Here is an 18,765-nt window from a genome sequence, read left to right as displayed (position 1 = left end):
CCTGTCACGGGTATGGCCTCGTCCCGCGATTCAGCGCCGCCGTTCGACTCCGGGGACCGGTCGGGTTCCCCGTTACCACCGCCCCGACGGACGCCCAGCACGCTCTATCAGATACAGATCGCGTTACTCCGTTCGCAGGTGGCGACACTGGAAACCGCGCTCGAACGGGAACGCGAGCACCGGCAGGCCGTCGTCGACCGGTACGAGCGCCTTCTCGACGGCGAGTAACCGCGACTGGCTTTCAGAAAAAACTCCGCTCTGCGTTACTCGTCGCCGAGTTCGACGTACGTCGTCTCGATGATGCGGCTGTCACCGTTTAGCCGCTCGATGATGTCCTTCGGGGGCTGCTCGTCGAGGTTGTAAACGGACAGGGCCTCCCCGCCAATGGTTTCGCGGCCGTTGAACATCCCCGCGATGTTGATGTCGGCATCACCCAGCACGGTCCCGATGAAACCGATAGTGCCCGGCTCGTCGCGGTTGCGGACGACCAGCATGTGGCCGTGGGGGACGGCTTCGATGCGGTGGTCGTCGATGCGGACGATGCGCGGCTCCTCGCCGCCGAACTGGGTCCCACAGACCGACACCGATTCCGCACCGTCGGAGACGGTGACGGTGATGAGGCTCTGGTAGTCCTCGGAGGTCCGGGTCTTGGATTCGGTCACGTCGATGCCCCGGTCTTGAGCAATCTGCGGGGCGTTGACGGCGTTCACCTGGAGATCAGAGGGCGCGAACACGCCCTTCAGTGCGCTGGCGGTGACGTACTCCACGTCCTCCTCGGCGATGTCGCCCGCGTAGGTGACCTCGACTTCGGACATGTGACCGCCGAACAACTGGACGGCGATGCGGCCGGCGGTGTCGGCGAGGTCCAGATACGGGCCGACCTGCTTGAACGTCGCCTCGTCCAGCGACGGCGCGTTCAGAGCGTTGGCGACCGGCTGGCCGTTGGCCGCGGCGATAATCTGGTCGGCCGTGGAGGTAGCGACGTTCTCCTGGGCGGCCTCGGTCGATGCGCCCAGGTGGGGCGTGACGATGATGTCCTCGACATCGAGCAGCGGGCTGTCCTCGGGCAGGGGTTCCTCGCCGAAGACGTCGAGCGCTGCGCCCTTCAGGACGCCGTCCTCGACGGCCTCAGCAAGCGCCGGCTCGTCGATGATACCGCCGCGGGCGCAGTTGACGACGTAGCCGCCTTCGAGTTCGGCGAGCTCTTCCTCGCCGATCATGTTCTCGGTCTCGGGCGTCAGCGGCGTGTGGATCGTGATGAAGTCGGACTTGGCGAGACAGTCGTCGAGATCGTCGACGAGTTCCGCGCCGAACTGGTCGGCGCGCTCCTGGCTGATGTACGGGTCGAACGTGACGATGTCCATGCCGAGGCTGCCCAGCCGCTTGGCGACCTGCTGGCCGACGCGGCCGAAGCCGACGACACCCAGCGTCTTGTTGTTGACTTCCGTGCCGAGGAACTCGCCTTTGGCCCACTCGCCGCTTTTCAGGCGGTCGTGGGCCTGCGGGATGGAGCGAGCGGTGGCAAACGCCATCGCGACGGAGTGTTCCGCGGCGGCGCGGACGTTGCCCTCGGGGGCGTTGGCGACGATGACACCGTGGTCGGTCGCGGCGTCGATGTCGATGTTGTCCACGCCGATGCCGGCCCGGCCGACGATGATGAGGTCGGACGCGGCCGCGAACACTTCTTCAGTGACCTCGGTGCCCGAGCGGACGATGAGCGCGTTCGCGTCGGCCACCGCATCGAGGAGTGCGTCGCCCTCGACCTCGTAGGCTGTTTCGACGTCGTGACCCGCCTCACGGAGCCGCGTGAGACCGGCGTCAGCGATAGGATCCGTAACGAGTACCTTCATACCGAATCGAACTTACTGGGGCGGCATAACGCTTGTTTTCTCCGTCCGGGCGGAACGGCGTCAGTACTGGTGACCGGCCGAGAGACCGCAAAACCTCTGTGCGCCGTCGTGTCTACTCCGTGGATTCTTCGACGACAGCCGCCTTCGGCGAGTTCGCCATCACGCTTCGCAGTCCCTTCGAGGCGTTGTGTTTGCGGGTGTACCCCTCGCCGCTGGTCGCGATGACGTTGCCGTTTCGGTGGCGAAGCCGCCAGCGCCACTCCTCGCGCCTGTCTCGGAACACCTCGAACTGAGCGAGCGACTGTGACGCGTCGGCCGCGGCTGCCGGGATGGTGCTGGCCTCCGGAAGCCTGTCGTCAGAGTCGTGCGAGCGGTCGATTTCCGCCTCTACCTCCCCGTCCGGCCGCTCCTCAGCCGTATCTGTCAGGGCTGTCTCGGTGTCTGGCGACTCCTCGTCCGACCCAGCCTCGGCGGCGTCCACCGCACCAGCGCCCCACTCCAGTTCGAGTTCCAGGCTCACCTCGTTGTCGTCCGATTCGAGTTCGATTTCGAGCGAGAGCGATTCCGGCGTCTCGACGGTGACAGAGTCCGCGTCGTCACCGAGGCGGATAGCGCCCGCGAGCACGCCGTCTGCCACACCGTGTATTGCTGCCGCGATGTCCGCACGATTGCCTGTTAGTTCTGTTTCGTACTCGTCCTGTGACACTCATAGGCACATGCGACACAGCGGCTTAAACTAACTCGCTGCGAGTCCGCGTCTGGCCCGAGCTAGCGACAAAGGGGTTCACGGCATAGCGGCCGCTATTCGGGGGATAAATCGGCCAGCAAAAATCTGAGACTCGGTCGGCCGCCCTACCGCCAGGCCGGGAGCGAGGCAGCGTCCGCGAGCGGGGTTGTGAGATAGGCGTCGTCTCGGGTCACGTCAGCGACGATGAACTGGTCCGTTGGACCCTCTTCGACGGACGCCATGATTTCTCCGTCCGCGGCCATCTCAATCGGAGCGACAGTATCCGACTCCATGCATGATAATATGTAACAACCCTATAAAAATTTAGCGAAACCCGTAGAAGGGAGGGCTCCGAGTCCCGGCCAACGGTCTGACAATAGTTCGAGTCCTGTCAGGATAGCCACAGACTGGTCCGTGGGCTAGCATGGTTAAAGCCTTATATCTCAACCATCAGACTTCGAATCGGTAATTTCGCTCAGGTCCGAATATCGTGGATTAATATGGCAGCAGACGTATTTGTTTTCGAAACGTCACCGTCCATCGGCTTCCCGGAGAGCGCCAGCACGGTCTCCGGCAACGACCGATGCCCGCCCGGCCTGTGGCCCGGGTGCGGAAAACCGACGGATGTTAAGGACTTAGTAGATGCGGGGAGGAAGTTCTGGCAGTATGAACGTCGCAGACGCTATGACGCCACGCTCGGAGGTCGTCACGGTCACCATACCCGGGACCCGTGACGACGCACTGGAGTACCTCCAGGAGCAGGCCTTCTCGTCGGTTCCGGTCATCAAGGAGACCGACGAGGGCGAGGAGTTCAGAGGGATTATTTCACGCGATGCGCTCATCGAGAGTCCGGACGAAGACCAGCTCGCCATTCTCGTCGAGGAAGTGCCGACGATCAGCGGGGACACGTCTATCGAGGCTGCCGCACGGGTGATGGTCGAGGACGGCGAACGACGCCTGCCCATCGTCGACGGCCAGCTCAACGGTATCATCACAGTGACCGACGTGATCCGGTCCATCGCCAACGGCGACGTCGACGGCGACGCGGTCGTCGGCGAACTCGCCAACCGCGACATCAACTGCGTGTACGAGGACACGCCGCTGACCGTCGCCGAACGAGAGCTCTCCCACGCGAACGTCCCCTACGGCGTTGTGCTCGGCGACGACGGCGACATGTCGGGGATGCTCACCGAGGTCGACATCATCGCGGTCGCCCGCGTCGTCGAGGGCGAGGACGACACCGGCGACTCCATCGCGAACCAGGACGACGACTGGGCCTGGGAAGGTATCAAGGCGGTCGGCGGTCGGTACATGCCCACCCGCAACGTCGAACTCCCGGTCGAGCCCGTCCGGGAGTTCATGACCGACGACGTCGTGACGGTGAACAAGCGCCGCACCGCACAGGAGGCGGCCCAGCTGATGATCGAGCACGACATCGAACAGATCCCGCTGCTGTCGGGTGACGAACTCACCGGCATCGTCCGGGACATCGACCTGCTGCGAGGCCTATGAGCGAGGGTGAGCGCCTCACCGAACTGGCCAAGCGCCGCGGCTTCTACTTCCCGTCCTCGAGCGCCTACGGCGGCGCGGCGGGCTTCTGGACCTACGGGCCACAGGGCGCTGCGCTGAAATCGAACATCGAGGACGCCTGGCGGGACCGCTACGTCGTCAAGGAAGGTCATCAGGAGATCTCCGCCCCCGACGTGATGCCCGAACCCGTCTTCGAGGCCTCGGGCCACCTCGATGGCTTCGATGACATGATCGTCGAGTGCGGCGAGTGCGGCGCGACCCACCGCGCGGACCACCTCGTCGAGGACAACACGGACATCGAGGAGGCCGAATCGCTCCCCAACGAGGAGGTGATGGACCTCATCGCCGACCACGGCATCGAGTGTCCCTCCTGTCACACCTCGCTGGCCGACCAGCCGGTCGACAACTTCAACCTGATGTTCGAGACGAACATCGGGCCGGGGTCGTCGTCGCCGGGGTATCTCCGCCCGGAGACCGCACAGGGCATCTTCGTGGAGTTCCCGCAACTCTCGGAGTACGCCCGCAATCAGCTTCCCTTCGGCGTCGCCCAGATCGGGAAGGCCTACCGGAACGAAATTTCCCCGCGGAAGTCGCTGGTCCGCGTCCGGGAGTTCACCCAGGCCGAACTCGAACACTTCATCGACCCCGAGGAGGACGAACCGCCGCTGGCCGAGGTGGCGGACGTGACGCTGCCGCTGTACTCCGCCGCCGAGCAACAGGCCGAGGACGGCGGCATGCAGGAACTCACCGTTCGCGAGGCCGTCGACCAGGGCGTCGTCGCAAGCGAGTGGGTCGCCTACTATCTGGGCGTCTCCAAGGAGTGGTACGAGCGCATCGGCGTGGATATGGATCGCTTCCGGTATCGCCAGCATCTCGCCGGCGAGCGCGCCCACTACGCCTCGGACTGCTGGGACGCCGAGAGCGAGGTCGACGGCGACTGGATCGAGATCACCGGCTTCGCCTACCGGGGCGACTACGACCTCTCGAAACACGCCGAACACTCCGGCGAGGACTACACCGTCTTCAAGCAGTACGACGAGCCAATCACCGTCGAACGGGCGACTGTCGACCCCGACATGAGCTATCTCGGGCCGGAGTTCGGCGGCGACGCCGGCGCGGTCGCCGACGCGCTCGAAGCGCTGGCCAAGCGGAATCCGGACGCCTTCGACGGCGACGAGGTCACCGTCGAGGTCGACGGCGAGTCCCACACCATCCCCGTCGAACAGACGAACTTCAGCGTCGACGAGGTCACCGAGAACGGGGAACACATCCGGCCACACGTCGTCGAACCCTCCTTCGGCGTGGGCCGGATCATCTACACGGTCCTCGCACACGCGTACGAGACCGACGAGGTCGACGGCGAGGAACGGACGTACCTCGACCTCCCGCCGGAGCAGGCCCCGACGACGGTCGGCGTCTTCCCGCTGATGGATAAGGACGGGATGGCCGACCTCGCGACCGACATCGCCGAGGACCTCCGGGCCGCCGGCCTCTCGGTCACCTACGACGACTCCGGGGCCATCGGGCGGCGCTATCGCCGACAGGACGAAGTGGGGACGCCCTACTGTGTCACCGTCGACTACGAGAGCCTTGAAGACGATAAAGTAACAGTCCGGGAGCGGGACACGACCGAGCAGAAACGCCTCTCCATCGACGGCCTTGCCAACCGGCTCGAACAGCTCGCGAACGGCGACCGCACCTTCGACGACCTGTAGATGGCCGACGAGGTCTCCCGCCGGCTGGTCCACGTCACCGGGTCGGCGGTGCCGCTCGCACACCTGCTCCGGCCGGACCTGATTACGTGGCGCGTCGTACAGGGGTTCCTGGCCGTGGCGCTGGTCGTCGTGTGCATTCTCGAAGCAGTGCGGCTGACGACCGGGCTGGACTGGGTGGTGTACGACCGGCTCACCCGCGAGTACGAGCAGGACAACCCCGCCGGCTACGCGCTGTATATCGTCGGGATCGCCATCGTCGCCTTCGCCGTGGGACTCCCGGGCCTGACCACCGACATCGCCGTCCCCGCAATGTTGATGCTCGCCATCGGCGACCCCATCAGCGGCCTGCTTGGCTCGACCGACGCCAGTAACGTCAAGCAGGCCTGGGTGCTGCTGGTGATGTTCGGCGTCTGCACGCTGCTTGCGGCTCCGTTCGTCCCCCCCGCGGCAGCCGTGCTCGGCGGGGTCGCGGCGACGTTCGCCGACGGCGTCAAACCACGTATCGCCGGCTACGTCATCGACGACAACTTCTCGATTCCGGTGCTTGGCGCGCTGGCGATGTGGGCCGGCGTCCAGTACCTGCCCGGTTTCGGCCTCTGAGGCCGTCCGTTCACTTTCACCCCGGTATCTGAACCCTTAACCACCGCGGGGCCGAACGCGTGGGTAATGGCGACCACCGACGCCGGTGGCGAGTACGTCGAGCGCCCGCTGGTAACGCCCGAGTTTCTGGAGAACCGCCGCTACCAGACCGAACTGGCGGCGACGGCGAGCGACGGCCACACGCTCGTCTGTCTCCCGACCGGGCTGGGCAAGACGACCGTCTCGCTGCTGGTGACCGCCGACCGACTGAACGCCGTCGGCGGGAAAGCACTCATGCTGGCCCCGACGAAGCCGCTGGTCCAGCAACACGCCGAGTTCTACCGCGAAGCGCTGGAACTGGACGACGATGACGTCGTCGTGTTCACCGGCGAGGTCCGCCCCGACGACCGCGCCGCGCTCTGGGACGACGCCCGCATCGTCATCGCGACGCCGCAGGTCGTCGAGAACGACCTCGTGGGCAACCGCATCTCCCTTGCCGACGTGACCCACTGTACCTTCGACGAGTGCCACCGGGCGACCGGCGACTACGCCTACAACTACATCGCCGACCGCTACCACGCCGACGCCGAGAACCCGCTGGTGACGGGGATGAGCGCCTCCCCCGGCGACGACGAGGAGGCGATACTCGAAGTGTGTGAGAACCTCGGGCTGAACGAGGTCGCGGTGATGACCGAGGACGACGCCGACGTGGCCGAGTTCACCCACGACACCAGCGTCGACTGGAACCGCATCGAGTTACCCGAAGTCGTCGTGGAAATCCGCGACGCCATCAACGAGGTCATCACGGACCGCCTGTCGCAGTTGAAGGAACTCGGCGTGACGAACAAGTCCTCGGCGGATATCTCCGAGCGCGAGATCCAGCAGATTCAGGGCCAGTTGCGTGACCTGATGAACAACGACCAGAGCGAGGGCTACCAGGGGATGAGCCTCCTCGCGGAGATCCGCAAGCTCCGGACCGCCGTCACGTACGTCGAGACCCAGAGCGTCGAGTCCCTGCGGCGGTACTTCGAGCGGCTGAAGGAGGCCGCCCGCTCTTCCGGGGCGTCGAAGGCCGACCAGCGCCTCGTCAGCGAGCCGAAAGTCCGCGAGGCGATACGGAAAGCCAACAGCTACGACGACCTCCATCCGAAGTTCCGCCAGACCCGGATGTTGCTCGCCGAGACGCTGGGCATCGAGAACGGCGAGCGCGTCATCGTCTTCACCGAATCGCGGGACACCGCCGAGACGCTCGTGGACTTCCTCTCGGATCACTTCACGACCCAGAAGTTCGTCGGCCAGAGCGACACCGACGGCAGCGAGGGGATGACACAGAGCCAGCAACAGGAGACGCTTGACCGGTTCCGCAACGGCGAGTTCGAGGTACTGGTCTCTACCTCCGTCGCCGAGGAGGGCCTGGACGTGCCGGAAGTCGACCTGGTGCTGTTCTACGAACCGGTGCCGACCGCCATTCGGGCCATCCAGCGGAAGGGCCGGACCGGCCGGCAGGCCGAGGGCCGGGTCGTCGTCCTGCTGGCCGAGGACACCCGCGACGAGGCGTACTTCTGGAAGGCCCGCAACGACCAGAAGCGGATGAAACGCGAGCTGAACGAGCTGAAAAGCGTCGCCGGCGAACTGGAGGCCCGCCTCGACCAGACCGGGCTCGACGAGTACGAAGGAGGGGGCGGCGACGGCGCATCCGACGCCGAGGGGACCGCTTCGAGTGGAACCAGCGGAGATGAAACCACCACACAACGCGGTGATTCCACTGGAAACGGGAGGGGTAGCACAGCTAACAAGTCAATCGATGAGAACGACGGCGGCGACGGCCAGGCCGGGCTGGACGCCTTCGCAGAGGACCCGTCGGAGGCCGCCGACAGCGACGAGAGAGCAGGAGAGGAGGGAAGTAGCGAGACGCCGGACGATGCGACGGTCGCCACCGCCGGACGCGACGACGAGGACGACCCCGTCGAAATCGTCGCCGACCAGCGCGAACTCGATTCGAACATCGCTCGGGACCTCTCGACGCGGGACGGTATCGAGACCCGACTCGAAACGCTGGCCGTCGGGGACTACGTCCTCTCGGACCGCGTCGTCGTCGAGCGCAAGACCGTCGCTGACTTCATGGACACGCTGACGGGCGGCGACCGGTCGATGTTCGAGCAGGTCGGCGACGCCACCCGCCACTACGCCCGCCCGGTCGTCATCATCGAGGGCGAGGACCTGTTCGGCGCGCGCAACGTCCACCACAAGGCGATTCAGGGCGCGCTCGCGTCGCTGGCGGTCGATTTCGGTGCGAGCGTGCTGCGGACCAGCGACGAGGACGAGACCGCCGACTTGCTGGAAGTCATCGCCGGACGCGAGCAGGAGACGGCCGACCGCGAGGTGAGCGTCCACGGCGAGAAACAGTCCAAGACCCTGTCAGAGCAACAGGAGTACGTCGTCGCCTCCATCGCCGAAGTCGGGCCGGTGACCGCGCGCACGCTGCTGGAACACTTCGGGAGCGTCGAAGCGGTGATGACCGCCGAAAAAGACGACCTGCTGGACGTGTCCGGTATCGGCGACGTGACCGCCGACCGGATCCGGGAAGTCATCGCCAGCGACTACGCGCCGTAGCGTTCCGTTCAGAACCGCGTCGCGTCCAGCGCTTCCGCCGCTTCTCGGGCTGCCTGCAGATGTTCGCGAGCCTCGCGTGGGTTCTCGGTCGCGGCGGCGCGCTCGGCGAAGCGGTGGACGGTCTCGGCCAGCAGCGCCGACGCCGCGTCCAGATTTGCCGCGATGTCGTCGGTACTACTGCCGGACGGGGCTGTCTGTCGAGCGGAAACAGGGGGGTTCTGTGTCGCTGTCCCAGACGCCTGTTCGTTCGGGGTCTGGGGGTCAGGTTCCGAGGAAGTGGCTGTTCCAGCAGTCTGTGGCGCTGGCTCCGAGCGGTCGGACTGCTGGGTCGACCCGGCACCCCCCGCTTCGGGTGGAGCGGCCGGATCGTTCGTCGCCGGTGTCGTTGCGGATTCCGTTTCGGATGACGACTGCGGAGCGGATTCGGCCTGGGCGGCCGTCGCCTCCTGCTGGGTGGGTTCGTCCACCGCGTCCGGCCCGCTCCCGGCCGTCGCCTCGTCGGCGTCGCCGAACTGCACGCGAGCCTCGTTGCTGGGATCGGCGACTTCGATCCCGTCCCCGTCGTCGGCCTGGCCCCCCTCGTCAGCGTCCGACGCATCCGCGCCGTTTTCCTGCGTGTCGCGAGCGACCGGCTTCTGACAGGTGGGACAGAACTCCTGGCCGTCGTAGCGGAAGATGGGGTCGCCACACTCGCTGCAGTGGGCGTTGGTCATCGTCGCGCCCTTCAACAGGAGTTCACTCATCTGTTCGGTCGCCGCCCGGTTGTCCTTCTCGTTCTCGAACTTCTCGCGGAGTTTCTCGCGTTCGGCTTCCTTGTCGAAGTCGCTCATACGTGTCACAACGCCACGGGGCTGAAAACAGTTTACGGGTACACGACAGGTGATACTGCCTGAACGATACCCGGTGGAATCGGGGTTTCGACACGTTTAACGTTCGCGCCCGAGCTTTTGCGAATGGTATGACAAAGGTAAGCGTAGTCGGCGCAGCCGGAACGGTCGGCGCAGCCGCAGGGTACAACATCGCGCTCCGTGACATCGCTGACGAAGTCGTTTTCGTGGACATCCCGGACAAGGAAGACGACACGGTCGGGCAGGCCGCCGATACGAACCACGGTATCGCCTACGACTCGAACACGCGCGTCCGCCAGGGCGGCTACGAGGACACCGCCGGCTCGGACGTGGTAGTCATCACAGCTGGGATCCCGCGCCAGCCCGGGCAGACCCGTATCGATCTCGCCGGCGACAACGCGCCGATCATGGAGGACATCCAGTCCTCGCTGGACGAGCACAACGACGACTACATCTCGCTGACCACCTCCAACCCGGTCGACCTGCTCAACCGCCACCTCTACGAGGCCGGCGACCGCTCGCGCGAGCAGGTCATCGGCTTCGGGGGCCGCCTGGACTCCGCGCGGTTCCGCTACGTCCTGAGCGAGGAGTTCGACGCACCGGTCCAGAACGTCGAGGGGACGATTCTCGGCGAGCACGGCGACGCACAGGTCCCCGTGTTCTCGAAGGTCCGCGTCGACGGCACCGACCCCGAGTTCAGCGACGACGAGAAGGAGCAACTGCTGGGTGACCTGCAGGAGTCCGCGATGGACGTCATCGAGCGCAAGGGCGCGACCGAGTGGGGGCCGGCCCGCGGCGTTGCACACATGGTCGAAGCCATCCTCCGCGACACCGGCGAAGTGCTGCCGGCCTCGGTCAAGCTAGAGGGCGAGTTCGGCCACGAGGACACCGCCTTCGGTGTTCCGGTCCGCCTGGGGAGCAACGGCATCGAGGAGATCGTCGAGTGGGACCTCGACGACTACGAGCAGGACCTGATGGCCGACGCCGCCGAGAAGCTCTCCGACCAGTACGACGAGATCTCGTAACGGTTGCGACCGGCGGGTTTCGGAACGTCGCTCTCCCGAGCTATTTTTTCCCGTTGCAAACAGTGTGAGAGACGCGACCGTAACTGCGAGTGGTGCTACCCGACGAGGCGTGACTGTTACGCGGGGTCGTCCTGGTCGTCAAGCAGTTCGCTGTCGCGCCCATCGTCGTCGATATCAGCACCGAGGAGTGACGCCCACTCTTCGAGGTGTGAGTCCGATGTCGAGCGTTCTCGGTGGCTCATGGCGTTATCCGAAGCATCCACGGCATATTATATAATGGTTGTGCCCGCGTTGATACACAATGGTGTGTGCAGCGGTTCTACGGCGTAATTCGGGACGAGCGGACGGTGAGAAGGCCGTGCCGGTCACTCGGACCGGATGGTTTCCGGGACCTGAATCGAGTAGTGCCCGTCCTCCTGCAGCGCGATGATGTACTCCTCGCGGTCGTACAGTTCCATCAGGTTCAGTTCGTACTGACCGGGTTCCAGCACCTTGATGGACTCGAACTGGTCGTTGAGTTCCGCACGCAGTTCCTCCAGGTCGGGGCGGTCCTCCTGGTCCGGTTCCGACGGTGGGTCAGGATCCGCACCGACGGGGCGGAACTGGTGTTCGGATTCAGAATCCGACGGCACGTCGGACGGGAGTTCGTCTGGCTCGACGATGTCGCCGCGGGCACTGGCCTGTGCCGAATCTTCAGTCGCCGACGTGCGGTCTGGTTCGGTCGACGGCGAGTCGGGAGAGTGGGATGGGTCACTTGGCTGTGACTCGGCCGACGGCTCGGCGTCGAGGCGTGACTGCTCAGCGGAGTGGTCCCCGTCCGCGGCGGAGCCGCTGACGAAGTCACGCACCGATGCGGCGGTCTTCCCGACGGTCCGGGCGACAGTGCTGTCGGGTCCCGGTGGTTCTGGTGGCTCCGCGTCCGGCGTCTCGGAGATGTCGGCACCCTCGGGCTGGTACTGGAACTTGTTCCCGCCGCAGTTGGGACAGCCCGAGAGCATCTCTTTCGACCCGTCGTCGAAGCCACGGCCACAGTCCGTACACTGGTGTGGCATTATTTCCGGGAGACGAGGGCGCTGATGAGCGTTTCGTCCTTGTGGAGCGTCTCTATCTGGTTCGCCGGTCCGATGACCGTCAGCTTCTGGGTCGACTGCTTGCCCATCAGCCGGTCGAGGATGCTGGCGTCGGCGGCCTCGGACTTGGGGTAGGTCTCGATCTCGATGCCGTTGAACTCGTCGGGGCTGATTTCGGTCATCGTCACTTCGATGAGTCGGGACTCCTCGTCCGGCGAGAGTCCCTCTTCGAGGATGACGATGTTGCCGTCGCGAACGCCGTCGAGAATCATCCGGATCTTCTCCATCGAGGCAAGCCCGGCCATGCGTTCGCCGCTGATGAGGTCGATCTGGACGCCGTCGTCTGGGTCTTTGACTTCTGCCATTATATCACCCGAAGTACTCCGCGATCTTGTCGTAGACCTCGTCCATGTTGTCTCCCTCGAGCGCCGACAGCGGGATCGTCTCGTGCTGGGGGTAGGCGTTTCGGATACGCTGGACGGAGGACTCCTCCAGATCGATCTTGTTGGCGAGAATCAACACCGGGAGGTCCTGGCTCTCGATGATACCGATGAGCATGGTGTTGACCTGCGTGAACGGGTCGGTCGCGGAGTCCAACACGTAGATGACGCCGTCGACGTCCTCCCGGAGCCAGTGCATCGCTTCGGCGACACCCTCCGTCGCTTCGCGGGAGCGGCGGACGGCGTCGTCTTTCTCCATGTCGTGTTCGAGAAACTCGGTGTAATCGACTTTCGTCGTCACGCCCGGCGTGTCGACGATGTCGATTGTCACTTTCTTCCCGTCCCGTTCGATCTCGACGTTCTCCTTTCGGCGCGCACGACGCGTCTCGTGGGGGACGTGACTCTCCGGCCCGACGGCGTCGCCGGTCCAGTCCCGTGCGATACGGTTCGCCAGCGTCGTCTTGCCGGCGTTCGGTGGCCCGTAGATTCCGATACGTTTCGGATCCTCTTCGGAGAACAGCGTCGATGCCGCGCGTGAGATGCTATCTTTGAGGTTTGTTAACAATCCCATCCTATCCTCCCGCCGCCCGGAGTCGTCCGGTATGGCGGCTCTGCCCGTAAAAGATAGGCGAATTCACTTAAGCCTACGTCAGACATCAGTATTATTATTGATATAATATGGAAGCGCATCGAATAGCGTGGACGAACGTGTGAACGTTGGGACGAGTGCAGTTGGAGGGGCTGGTCGGGTGGAACCCGATCTCCCGATCTATTGAGTCGGATCGTCGATGAGGGTCCTAGCCCCCCACCCCTTCGTTTCAAGTGGAACGACCCAGCCCCGTGGGGAGGGGTGGGGAAATCCTCGATCGAGCCGGGAACGGACCAGCTGTTCAGATTACCGCGAGCCGTGATTACACTAGCTAGAGCCGCCTAGACACTAGAAAAACGAATATAGATCCCTTCTAGCTATTTGTTTTATCTAGTGCGGCTTTGGTTTATAAGACACTCTATTAAATCTTTCCTCTTGCTAGAGAGTAACGTCTGCATCCCCTCCCCCCCACCCCCGGGCCTGTTTCCCGTTCCACCGGAAACGAAGGGGTGGGGGGGGGGTTCCCGTGTTTCAGTGGATTCGCCCTTCCGGTTCCGGTCCTTTCTGGGTCCTCTATTTCTCGAATAAAGCCGTTACAAAACCTGTTCCGTCACATCTGTTTCCACCCGTTCCCGTTTTTACATCATGTCCAGCCTGTCCCCGTACACTGAAGCCCTACTTATGCCAACAACACTCATTCGTCTGGAAACATCAGTATAACAACATATATCTTTCATGGGTGGTGTACCGAAATATTTAATATCCACTCACGGTACGGTTCATGTGGTTCAACTGGACGCACCGGAGAGCGTTGATGCTCACTAACGACGGTCCTGACGCACTCCTCGCTCCCTCTGTTCCGGTGTCTCCAACTCTCTCCACACGAAACGAAGGGGATCCTCTCGACTATGACTGACGAAGGCGACAACTCGCCCCCGGAATCCGATCCATCGATGACAGAGACGTCGAACGACGTCGACGGGTCCGACGGGCAGATCGACGTCGAAACGGACGCCGAGGCCTCGACAGGACCCTCAGATCTCGATGACGTCATCCTCGACAATCTCGATGCCGGCTCCGACGATCCCTCCGACGAAGCGTCCCGCGGCCTGTTCGATGACCTCCTCGAAGGGGAGCCGATCTTCGAGAACAAGGAGGTGCTTCGCCCCTCGTATACCCCGCACAAACTCCCCCACCGCGAGGAGCAGATCAACAACATGGCGACGATTCTCGTCACGGCGCTGCGCGGTGACACGCCGTCGAACATTCTCATCTACGGGAAGACGGGGACGGGGAAAACCGCGTCCGCGAAGTTCGTAAGTGAGGAACTCGAAACGACCTCACAGAAGTACGAGGTCCCCTGTGAGGTCGAGTACATCAACTGCGAGGTGACCGACACCCAGTACCGCGTGCTGGCCCAGCTCGCGAACAAGTTCATCGACAAGAACGTCCAGCTCATCGACGACCGCATCGCCGAACTCGAAGATCTTCGGTCACGCGCACGCGAGGACACGGCTGCACTCGAAGAGACGGCCTTCGACTCGCTCGACAACATCGAAACCGAAATCGAATCGCTGGAAGCGGACAAGGCGGAGTTCGAGGAGGTCCCGATGACTGGGTGGCCGACGGACCGGGTGTACAGTTCCTTTTTCGACGCCGTCGACTACCACGAACGCGTGGTCGTCATCATGCTCGACGAGATCGACAAACTCGTCGAGAAAAGCGGCGACGACACGCTGTACAACCTCTCCCGGATGAACTCCGAACTAGAGAACTCCCGCGTCTCGATCATGGGCATCTCGAACGATCTAAAGTTCACCGACTTCCTCGATCCCCGGGTCAAGTCCAGCCTCGGCGAGGAGGAGATCGTCTTCCCGCCTTACGATGCGAACCAACTCCGGGACATCCTGCAGGCGCGCTCGGACGTGGCGTTCAAAGGCGACGCGCTCACCGAGGACGTCATCCCGCTGTGTGCGGCTTTCGCTGCACAGGAACACGGGGACGCCCGGCGCGCGCTTGATCTGCTCCGGACGGCCGGCGAACTCGCCGAGCGCGACCAGACGGACAACGTCCTCGAAGACCACGTCCGGCAGGCCCAGGAGAAGATCGAACTCGACCGCGTCGTCGAGGTGGTCAGGACCCTTCCCACGCAGTCGAAGATCGTCCTCTTTGCCATCATTCTGCTGGAGAAAAACGGCGTCCACAACATCAACACCGGTGAGGTGTTCAACATCTACAAGAACCTCTGTGAGGAGATCGACGCCGACATCCTGACACAGCGCCGCGTCACCGATCTCATCTCGGAACTGGACATGCTCGGCATCGTCAACGCCGTCGTCGTCTCGAAGGGTCGCTACGGCCGGACCAAAGAGATCTCGCTGTCGGTTCCGACCGAAGAGACGGAGGCGGTACTCCTGTCGGATTCACGGCTCGGCGATATCGACGACGTCCAACCGTTCGTCCAGGCCCGGTTCGACAACTGACCTGTGAACTGTATCGGCGCTCGAAAGTATCCCTGTTCCAGGTGAAACAGTCCCCTCTCGGGGTGATACGAGCTATCCGGCCGCGGTCGCGTCCACGGCTGCGGGTCCTGTTTTGTTCGTTACCGCCGGTCCCGTTCCGTTCGTTACTGTGTCAGCCGCGCCGGCCTGGTTCCACTGGAGGCGAACCTGGCCCAGGAACGGAACCCGTAGCTCCGCGGTGCCGACGACCCAGCTGGCTTTGACCGGTTCGCTGATGGGGGTGGAGCCGACCTGATCGTAGCGGCCGTTGTTGTCGCCCTTGGTGATGAACCCGGCGTGGTCGGCCGGACAGGAGGTGAGTTCCTCGCAATTGTCCGCACTACCGATGTAGTTCTTGTTCGCGCGGTCGTACCAGTTCTCGCCTTCCTCGACCCACAGCATCGCCCGATGGATAATCGGCGTTTGCCGGCTGTTGCCGTCGGGTTCGTACACGATAACGTCGCCCGGTTGCTGGAACTTCCGATAGCTGTCGTCACTCGCGGCCGTGACGACGCCGGAACGGTCGCCCGGGCCGGAGAACCGCTCCTCCTCCATCACGAACACCAGGTCGCCTTCCTTGATATGGGGGTCCATGCTCGGGCTTTCGATGGCGACGAGCGGGGGCCAGACCCCGCTGACGGCGAACAGCAACACCCCAACGAGCAGGACTGAGCCGGCGCTACTGACGATATCGGTCACGTACATCATACCACCCGGTCCCGTGTCGCTGTCCGACGACCGACGGTCTGGCCCGGCCATTCGTACCACGAATACTCGGAGGCGACCAATCAACTTTCTGTTGTCCGACCGAACGCTGTGTTCCGGTTTGGTCAGGCCGCCGGTGCTGAACTCCCTGCGGCCGGCATCGGCGCTGATGGTCGCCATAGCTGGGACGGCTGTACCCGGACGTAGCCGAGCCGCGGGATCCGAAAGACGCCGGTTCCGACGACCCACTGCGGGCGGACGACGGTGCTTGCTCCGCTCACCTGATCGTATCTACTGTTGGAGATCTCGTTGTCGCCTTTCGTGATGAACCCGGCATGCGGTGCCGGGCAGTGCCGGAGGTCCTCGCAACTGTCCGCGCTGCCGACGTACTCCGGGTTCGCGCGGTCGTACCAGTTCTCGCCTTCCTCGACCCACAGCATCGCCCGGTGGATGACCGGCGTTCGCTGCTCGTTACCGTTGGGTTCGAAGACGATGACGTCCCCGTGTCCCTGGAAGGTCCGATACCCGGACTCCGTACCGGCGGCCGCAGTGACGACCCCGTGGCGGGCGTCCTGGCCCGGGAAGCGATCCGCGTCCATGAGAAACACCATGTCGCCGGTGTCGATGTGCGGTTCCATGCTCCCGCTTTCGATGGCGACGAGCGGTGGCCACACGCCACTGACGGCAAACAGGAACGCGCCGACGAGCAGGACCCCCCCGATGCTCGCTCCGATGTCACGGAGGTACAGGCCGAAACGAAACCTCGGGGTTGGGTCAACAGACGCATCTGTACCGTCCGGCGTGCTGTTGGTCGATTCGTCCCGGCCCATCCTATCTCGGATTGCCGACAACGGCGTATCAATCTTGTGACGGCTGTCGGTCCGCTATCCTTTTGCCCGCAGACACTGAGTGTGGAACGTGCCTCTGGAGACGCCGGCACGCATCGTCAGCGAACTCGCGAGCCGCGGCTACAACGCGGAGCGCGAGGCAGTGACCCTGATCGCCGACACGCCGGACCCATCGACGACACTGGAACGCGCACTCGAAACCCTCCCCGACGAGGCGCTGAAGCTGACAACCGACCACGTCGATTCTGTGATTGAAGCGACAGAAAACAGCGATAGCCCGCCGAACACCGAACCCGACCCCGGCGACGAAACTGCCAACGCCCAGAGCCAATCACACCCCTCTGTTTCAACTGGAACGAACGCAGCCGCGTCGACCGAACCGAGTACGCACGTTCCACCTGAAACGGAGGGGTCACGGGACGTTGACACATCCCTCCGAGCTATCGAGGTCTCGAACGACATGACCGGCCAGTCCACCGGAACCGGCGAGTACTCGGACTTCGTCGCGGTGTTTCGGGACCGCTACGAGAAACTGGCGGGCAAACTCCGGGGCCGAGTGAACCACCGCCCGACCGACGCCATCGAGAACATGGGCGGCGGCAGCGACGCCGCGCTGATCGGCATGGTCTCGGATATCCGCTCGACCGCCAGCGGGCACTGGCTGGTCGAACTGGAAGACACGAACGGGACCTTCCCCTGCCTCGTGATGAAAGACCGCCCCATCGCCGACCTCGTCCAGCAGTTGCTCATGGACGAGGTCATCGCCGTCGAGGGGACGCTGGCCGACGACGCCGGCATCCTGTTCGTGGACTCGCTGTATTTCCCGGACGTGCCCCGAACACACAGCCCGTCGACCGCTGACCGGCACGTCCAGGCGGCGCTCATCTCCGACGTTCACGTGGGCAGCCAGGAGTTCATGGAGGACGCCTGGCACCGCTTTACCGACTGGCTTCACACGCCCGAAGCCGAAACCGTCGAGTACCTGCTCATCGCCGGCGACATGGTCGAGGGCGTCGGCATCTACCCCGAGCAGGACGAGGAGCTGGACATCATCGACATCTACGACCAGTATCGCGCCTTCTCGGAGTACCTCAAGGAGGTCCCGGGCGACATGGAGATCCGGATGATCCCGGGTAACCACGACGCCGTTCGGCTGGCCGAGCCCCAGCCCGGGTTCGACGAGGAACTGCGGGACATCATGACCGCCCACGACGCCCAAGTCCACTCCAATCCGTCGCTGGTCACTGTCGAGGGCGTCACGGTGCTGCTGTACCACGGCGTCTCGCTGGACGAGGTCATCGCCGAACTCCCCGACGAGGAAGCGAGCTACGAGGAACCCCACAAGGCGATGTACCAGCTCTTGAAAAAGCGCCACGTCGCGCCCCAGTACGGCGGCCACACCCGCCTGGCCCCCGAGGACCGCGACTACCTCGTGATGGAGGAGGTCCCCGACGTGTTCCACACCGGCCACGTCCACAAACTCGGCTGGGGCGAGTACCACAACGTCGTGGCGTTGAACTCCGGGTGCTGGCAGGCCCAGACCGAGTTCCAGAAGAGCGTCAACATCGACCCCGACGCCGGCTTCGCGCCGATTCTGGACCTGGATACGCTTTCGATGACGGTTCGGAAGTTCTCCTAACCCACCTTTTTGCTGCGAGGGGTGTCCTCGGCCGCGGAGCGGCCTGCGGGCACCCCCCTTGCAAAAACGTGGGCAAAAAAGGCCGG

Annotated in this window: 18 protein-coding genes; 8 read left to right on the top strand and 10 right to left on the bottom strand. The window is 64.0% G+C overall.

Going from position 1 to position 18,765, the window contains the following annotated elements:
• Positions 1-12 precede the first annotated feature (12 nt).
• Complete coding sequence (locus ACY9XZ_RS06340; protein ID WP_463456209.1) at positions 13-228, top strand: hypothetical protein; 216 nt, start codon at positions 13-15, stop codon at positions 226-228.
• Positions 229-263: 35 nt separating this feature from the next.
• Here ACY9XZ_RS06340 and serA read toward each other — a convergent pair whose 3' ends face one another.
• The 3 genes from serA to ACY9XZ_RS06325 all read right to left on the bottom strand — a co-directional run bounded on the left by serA (position 264) and on the right by ACY9XZ_RS06325 (position 2,870).
• The gene (gene serA, locus ACY9XZ_RS06335; protein WP_463456208.1) at positions 264-1,850 is read right to left on the bottom strand and encodes a phosphoglycerate dehydrogenase; all 1,587 of its coding nucleotides are present in this window, start codon (positions 1,848-1,850) and stop codon (positions 264-266) included.
• Positions 1,851-1,962: 112 nt separating this feature from the next.
• Entirely contained in the window at positions 1,963-2,556 is a 594-nt protein-coding gene (locus tag ACY9XZ_RS06330; RefSeq protein ID WP_463456207.1) for an amphi-Trp domain-containing protein, read from the bottom strand.
• A gap of 146 nt (positions 2,557-2,702) precedes the next feature.
• Positions 2,703-2,870 carry a DUF7556 family protein gene (locus ACY9XZ_RS06325; protein WP_463456206.1) on the bottom strand — a complete coding sequence of 56 codons (168 nt, stop codon included), beginning with the start codon at positions 2,868-2,870 and terminating at the stop codon, positions 2,703-2,705.
• A gap of 373 nt (positions 2,871-3,243) precedes the next feature.
• Here ACY9XZ_RS06325 and ACY9XZ_RS06320 point away from each other — a divergent pair, with 373 nt between their 5' ends.
• The 4 genes from ACY9XZ_RS06320 to ACY9XZ_RS06305 all read left to right on the top strand — a co-directional run bounded on the left by ACY9XZ_RS06320 (position 3,244) and on the right by ACY9XZ_RS06305 (position 9,014).
• Positions 3,244-4,089: a CBS domain-containing protein gene (locus tag ACY9XZ_RS06320; protein ID WP_463456205.1), complete on the top strand. Its 846-nt coding sequence runs from the start codon at positions 3,244-3,246 to the stop codon at positions 4,087-4,089.
• Positions 4,086-5,822 carry a glycine--tRNA ligase gene (gene glyS / locus ACY9XZ_RS06315; RefSeq protein WP_463456204.1) on the top strand — a complete coding sequence of 579 codons (1,737 nt, stop codon included), beginning with the start codon at positions 4,086-4,088 and terminating at the stop codon, positions 5,820-5,822. Before ACY9XZ_RS06320 ends, glyS begins: the two co-directional genes overlap by 4 nt.
• Complete coding sequence (locus ACY9XZ_RS06310) at positions 5,823-6,422, top strand: dolichol kinase (protein WP_463456203.1); 600 nt, start codon at positions 5,823-5,825, stop codon at positions 6,420-6,422.
• A 66-nt stretch (positions 6,423-6,488) separates the two neighbouring features.
• Entirely contained in the window at positions 6,489-9,014 is a 2,526-nt protein-coding gene (locus ACY9XZ_RS06305) for a DEAD/DEAH box helicase (protein ID WP_463456202.1), read from the top strand.
• Between the two features lie 8 nt (positions 9,015-9,022).
• Here ACY9XZ_RS06305 and ACY9XZ_RS06300 read toward each other — a convergent pair whose 3' ends face one another.
• Positions 9,023-9,844, bottom strand: a complete 822-nt coding sequence (locus tag ACY9XZ_RS06300; RefSeq protein ID WP_463456201.1) for an Sjogren's syndrome/scleroderma autoantigen 1 family protein — start codon at positions 9,842-9,844, stop codon at positions 9,023-9,025.
• Between the two features lie 128 nt (positions 9,845-9,972).
• Here ACY9XZ_RS06300 and mdh point away from each other — a divergent pair, with 128 nt between their 5' ends.
• Positions 9,973-10,887, top strand: a complete 915-nt coding sequence (mdh, locus tag ACY9XZ_RS06295) for a malate dehydrogenase (RefSeq protein ID WP_463456200.1) — start codon at positions 9,973-9,975, stop codon at positions 10,885-10,887.
• A 116-nt stretch (positions 10,888-11,003) separates the two neighbouring features.
• On the opposite strand, the gene ACY9XZ_RS06290 is transcribed toward mdh, so the two are convergent.
• From ACY9XZ_RS06290 to ACY9XZ_RS06275, 4 genes are all read right to left on the bottom strand, one after another.
• Positions 11,004-11,129, bottom strand: coding sequence for a hypothetical protein (locus ACY9XZ_RS06290; protein ID WP_463456199.1), 126 nt, complete (start codon positions 11,127-11,129; stop codon positions 11,004-11,006).
• Positions 11,130-11,252: 123 nt separating this feature from the next.
• Complete coding sequence (locus tag ACY9XZ_RS06285) at positions 11,253-11,939, bottom strand: Zn-ribbon domain-containing protein (protein ID WP_463456198.1); 687 nt, start codon at positions 11,937-11,939, stop codon at positions 11,253-11,255.
• Positions 11,939-12,322, bottom strand: coding sequence for a DUF2073 domain-containing protein (locus ACY9XZ_RS06280; RefSeq protein ID WP_004517591.1), 384 nt, complete (start codon positions 12,320-12,322; stop codon positions 11,939-11,941). The genes ACY9XZ_RS06285 and ACY9XZ_RS06280 overlap by 1 nt, the downstream gene beginning before the upstream one ends.
• Positions 12,323-12,326: 4 nt before the next feature.
• Positions 12,327-12,968, bottom strand: a complete 642-nt coding sequence (locus tag ACY9XZ_RS06275) for an Era-like GTP-binding protein (protein ID WP_004590329.1) — start codon at positions 12,966-12,968, stop codon at positions 12,327-12,329.
• A gap of 926 nt (positions 12,969-13,894) precedes the next feature.
• Between ACY9XZ_RS06275 and ACY9XZ_RS06270 the strand changes: the two genes are divergently transcribed.
• On the top strand, positions 13,895-15,469 hold the full coding sequence (locus ACY9XZ_RS06270) for a Cdc6/Cdc18 family protein (RefSeq protein WP_463456197.1): 1,575 nt from the start codon (positions 13,895-13,897) through the stop codon (positions 15,467-15,469).
• 72 nt (positions 15,470-15,541) lie between these two features.
• Here the strand turns inward: ACY9XZ_RS06270 and ACY9XZ_RS06265 are convergent, their stop codons facing one another.
• Positions 15,542-16,195, bottom strand: coding sequence for a S24/S26 family peptidase (locus tag ACY9XZ_RS06265; protein WP_463456831.1), 654 nt, complete (start codon positions 16,193-16,195; stop codon positions 15,542-15,544).
• Positions 16,196-16,317: 122 nt separating this feature from the next.
• Positions 16,318-17,022: a S24/S26 family peptidase gene (locus ACY9XZ_RS06260; protein WP_463456196.1), complete on the bottom strand. Its 705-nt coding sequence runs from the start codon at positions 17,020-17,022 to the stop codon at positions 16,318-16,320.
• A gap of 88 nt (positions 17,023-17,110) precedes the next feature.
• Here ACY9XZ_RS06260 and ACY9XZ_RS06255 point away from each other — a divergent pair, with 88 nt between their 5' ends.
• Positions 17,111-18,679 carry a DNA-directed DNA polymerase II small subunit gene (locus ACY9XZ_RS06255; protein ID WP_463456195.1) on the top strand — a complete coding sequence of 523 codons (1,569 nt, stop codon included), beginning with the start codon at positions 17,111-17,113 and terminating at the stop codon, positions 18,677-18,679.
• The last annotated feature ends 86 nt before the right edge of the window (positions 18,680-18,765 follow it).

Source organism: Haloarcula sp. HT12, assembly GCF_055271655.1.
Note: the sequence above shows the minus strand (reverse complement) of the source record. Positions and strands in the feature narration are given on the sequence as shown.

Coding starts and splice junctions, on each gene's coding strand:
- ACY9XZ_RS06270 (WP_463456197.1), top strand. CDS start 13,895: ATGACTGACGAAGGCGACAACTCGCCCCCGGAATCCGATCCATCGATG.
- ACY9XZ_RS06320 (WP_463456205.1), top strand. CDS start 3,244: ATGAACGTCGCAGACGCTATGACGCCACGCTCGGAGGTCGTCACGGTC.
- ACY9XZ_RS06325 (WP_463456206.1), bottom strand. CDS start 2,870: ATGGAGTCGGATACTGTCGCTCCGATTGAGATGGCCGCGGACGGAGAA.
- ACY9XZ_RS06265 (WP_463456831.1), bottom strand. CDS start 16,195: ATGATGTACGTGACCGATATCGTCAGTAGCGCCGGCTCAGTCCTGCTC.
- ACY9XZ_RS06290 (WP_463456199.1), bottom strand. CDS start 11,129: ATGAGCCACCGAGAACGCTCGACATCGGACTCACACCTCGAAGAGTGG.
- ACY9XZ_RS06285 (WP_463456198.1), bottom strand. CDS start 11,939: ATGCCACACCAGTGTACGGACTGTGGCCGTGGCTTCGACGACGGGTCG.
- ACY9XZ_RS06280 (WP_004517591.1), bottom strand. CDS start 12,322: ATGGCAGAAGTCAAAGACCCAGACGACGGCGTCCAGATCGACCTCATC.
- glyS (WP_463456204.1), top strand. CDS start 4,086: ATGAGCGAGGGTGAGCGCCTCACCGAACTGGCCAAGCGCCGCGGCTTC.
- ACY9XZ_RS06275 (WP_004590329.1), bottom strand. CDS start 12,968: ATGGGATTGTTAACAAACCTCAAAGATAGCATCTCACGCGCGGCATCG.
- serA (WP_463456208.1), bottom strand. CDS start 1,850: ATGAAGGTACTCGTTACGGATCCTATCGCTGACGCCGGTCTCACGCGG.
- ACY9XZ_RS06300 (WP_463456201.1), bottom strand. CDS start 9,844: ATGAGCGACTTCGACAAGGAAGCCGAACGCGAGAAACTCCGCGAGAAG.
- ACY9XZ_RS06310 (WP_463456203.1), top strand. CDS start 5,823: ATGGCCGACGAGGTCTCCCGCCGGCTGGTCCACGTCACCGGGTCGGCG.
- ACY9XZ_RS06305 (WP_463456202.1), top strand. CDS start 6,489: ATGGCGACCACCGACGCCGGTGGCGAGTACGTCGAGCGCCCGCTGGTA.
- ACY9XZ_RS06260 (WP_463456196.1), bottom strand. CDS start 17,022: ATGGGCCGGGACGAATCGACCAACAGCACGCCGGACGGTACAGATGCG.
- mdh (WP_463456200.1), top strand. CDS start 9,973: ATGACAAAGGTAAGCGTAGTCGGCGCAGCCGGAACGGTCGGCGCAGCC.
- ACY9XZ_RS06340 (WP_463456209.1), top strand. CDS start 13: ATGGCCTCGTCCCGCGATTCAGCGCCGCCGTTCGACTCCGGGGACCGG.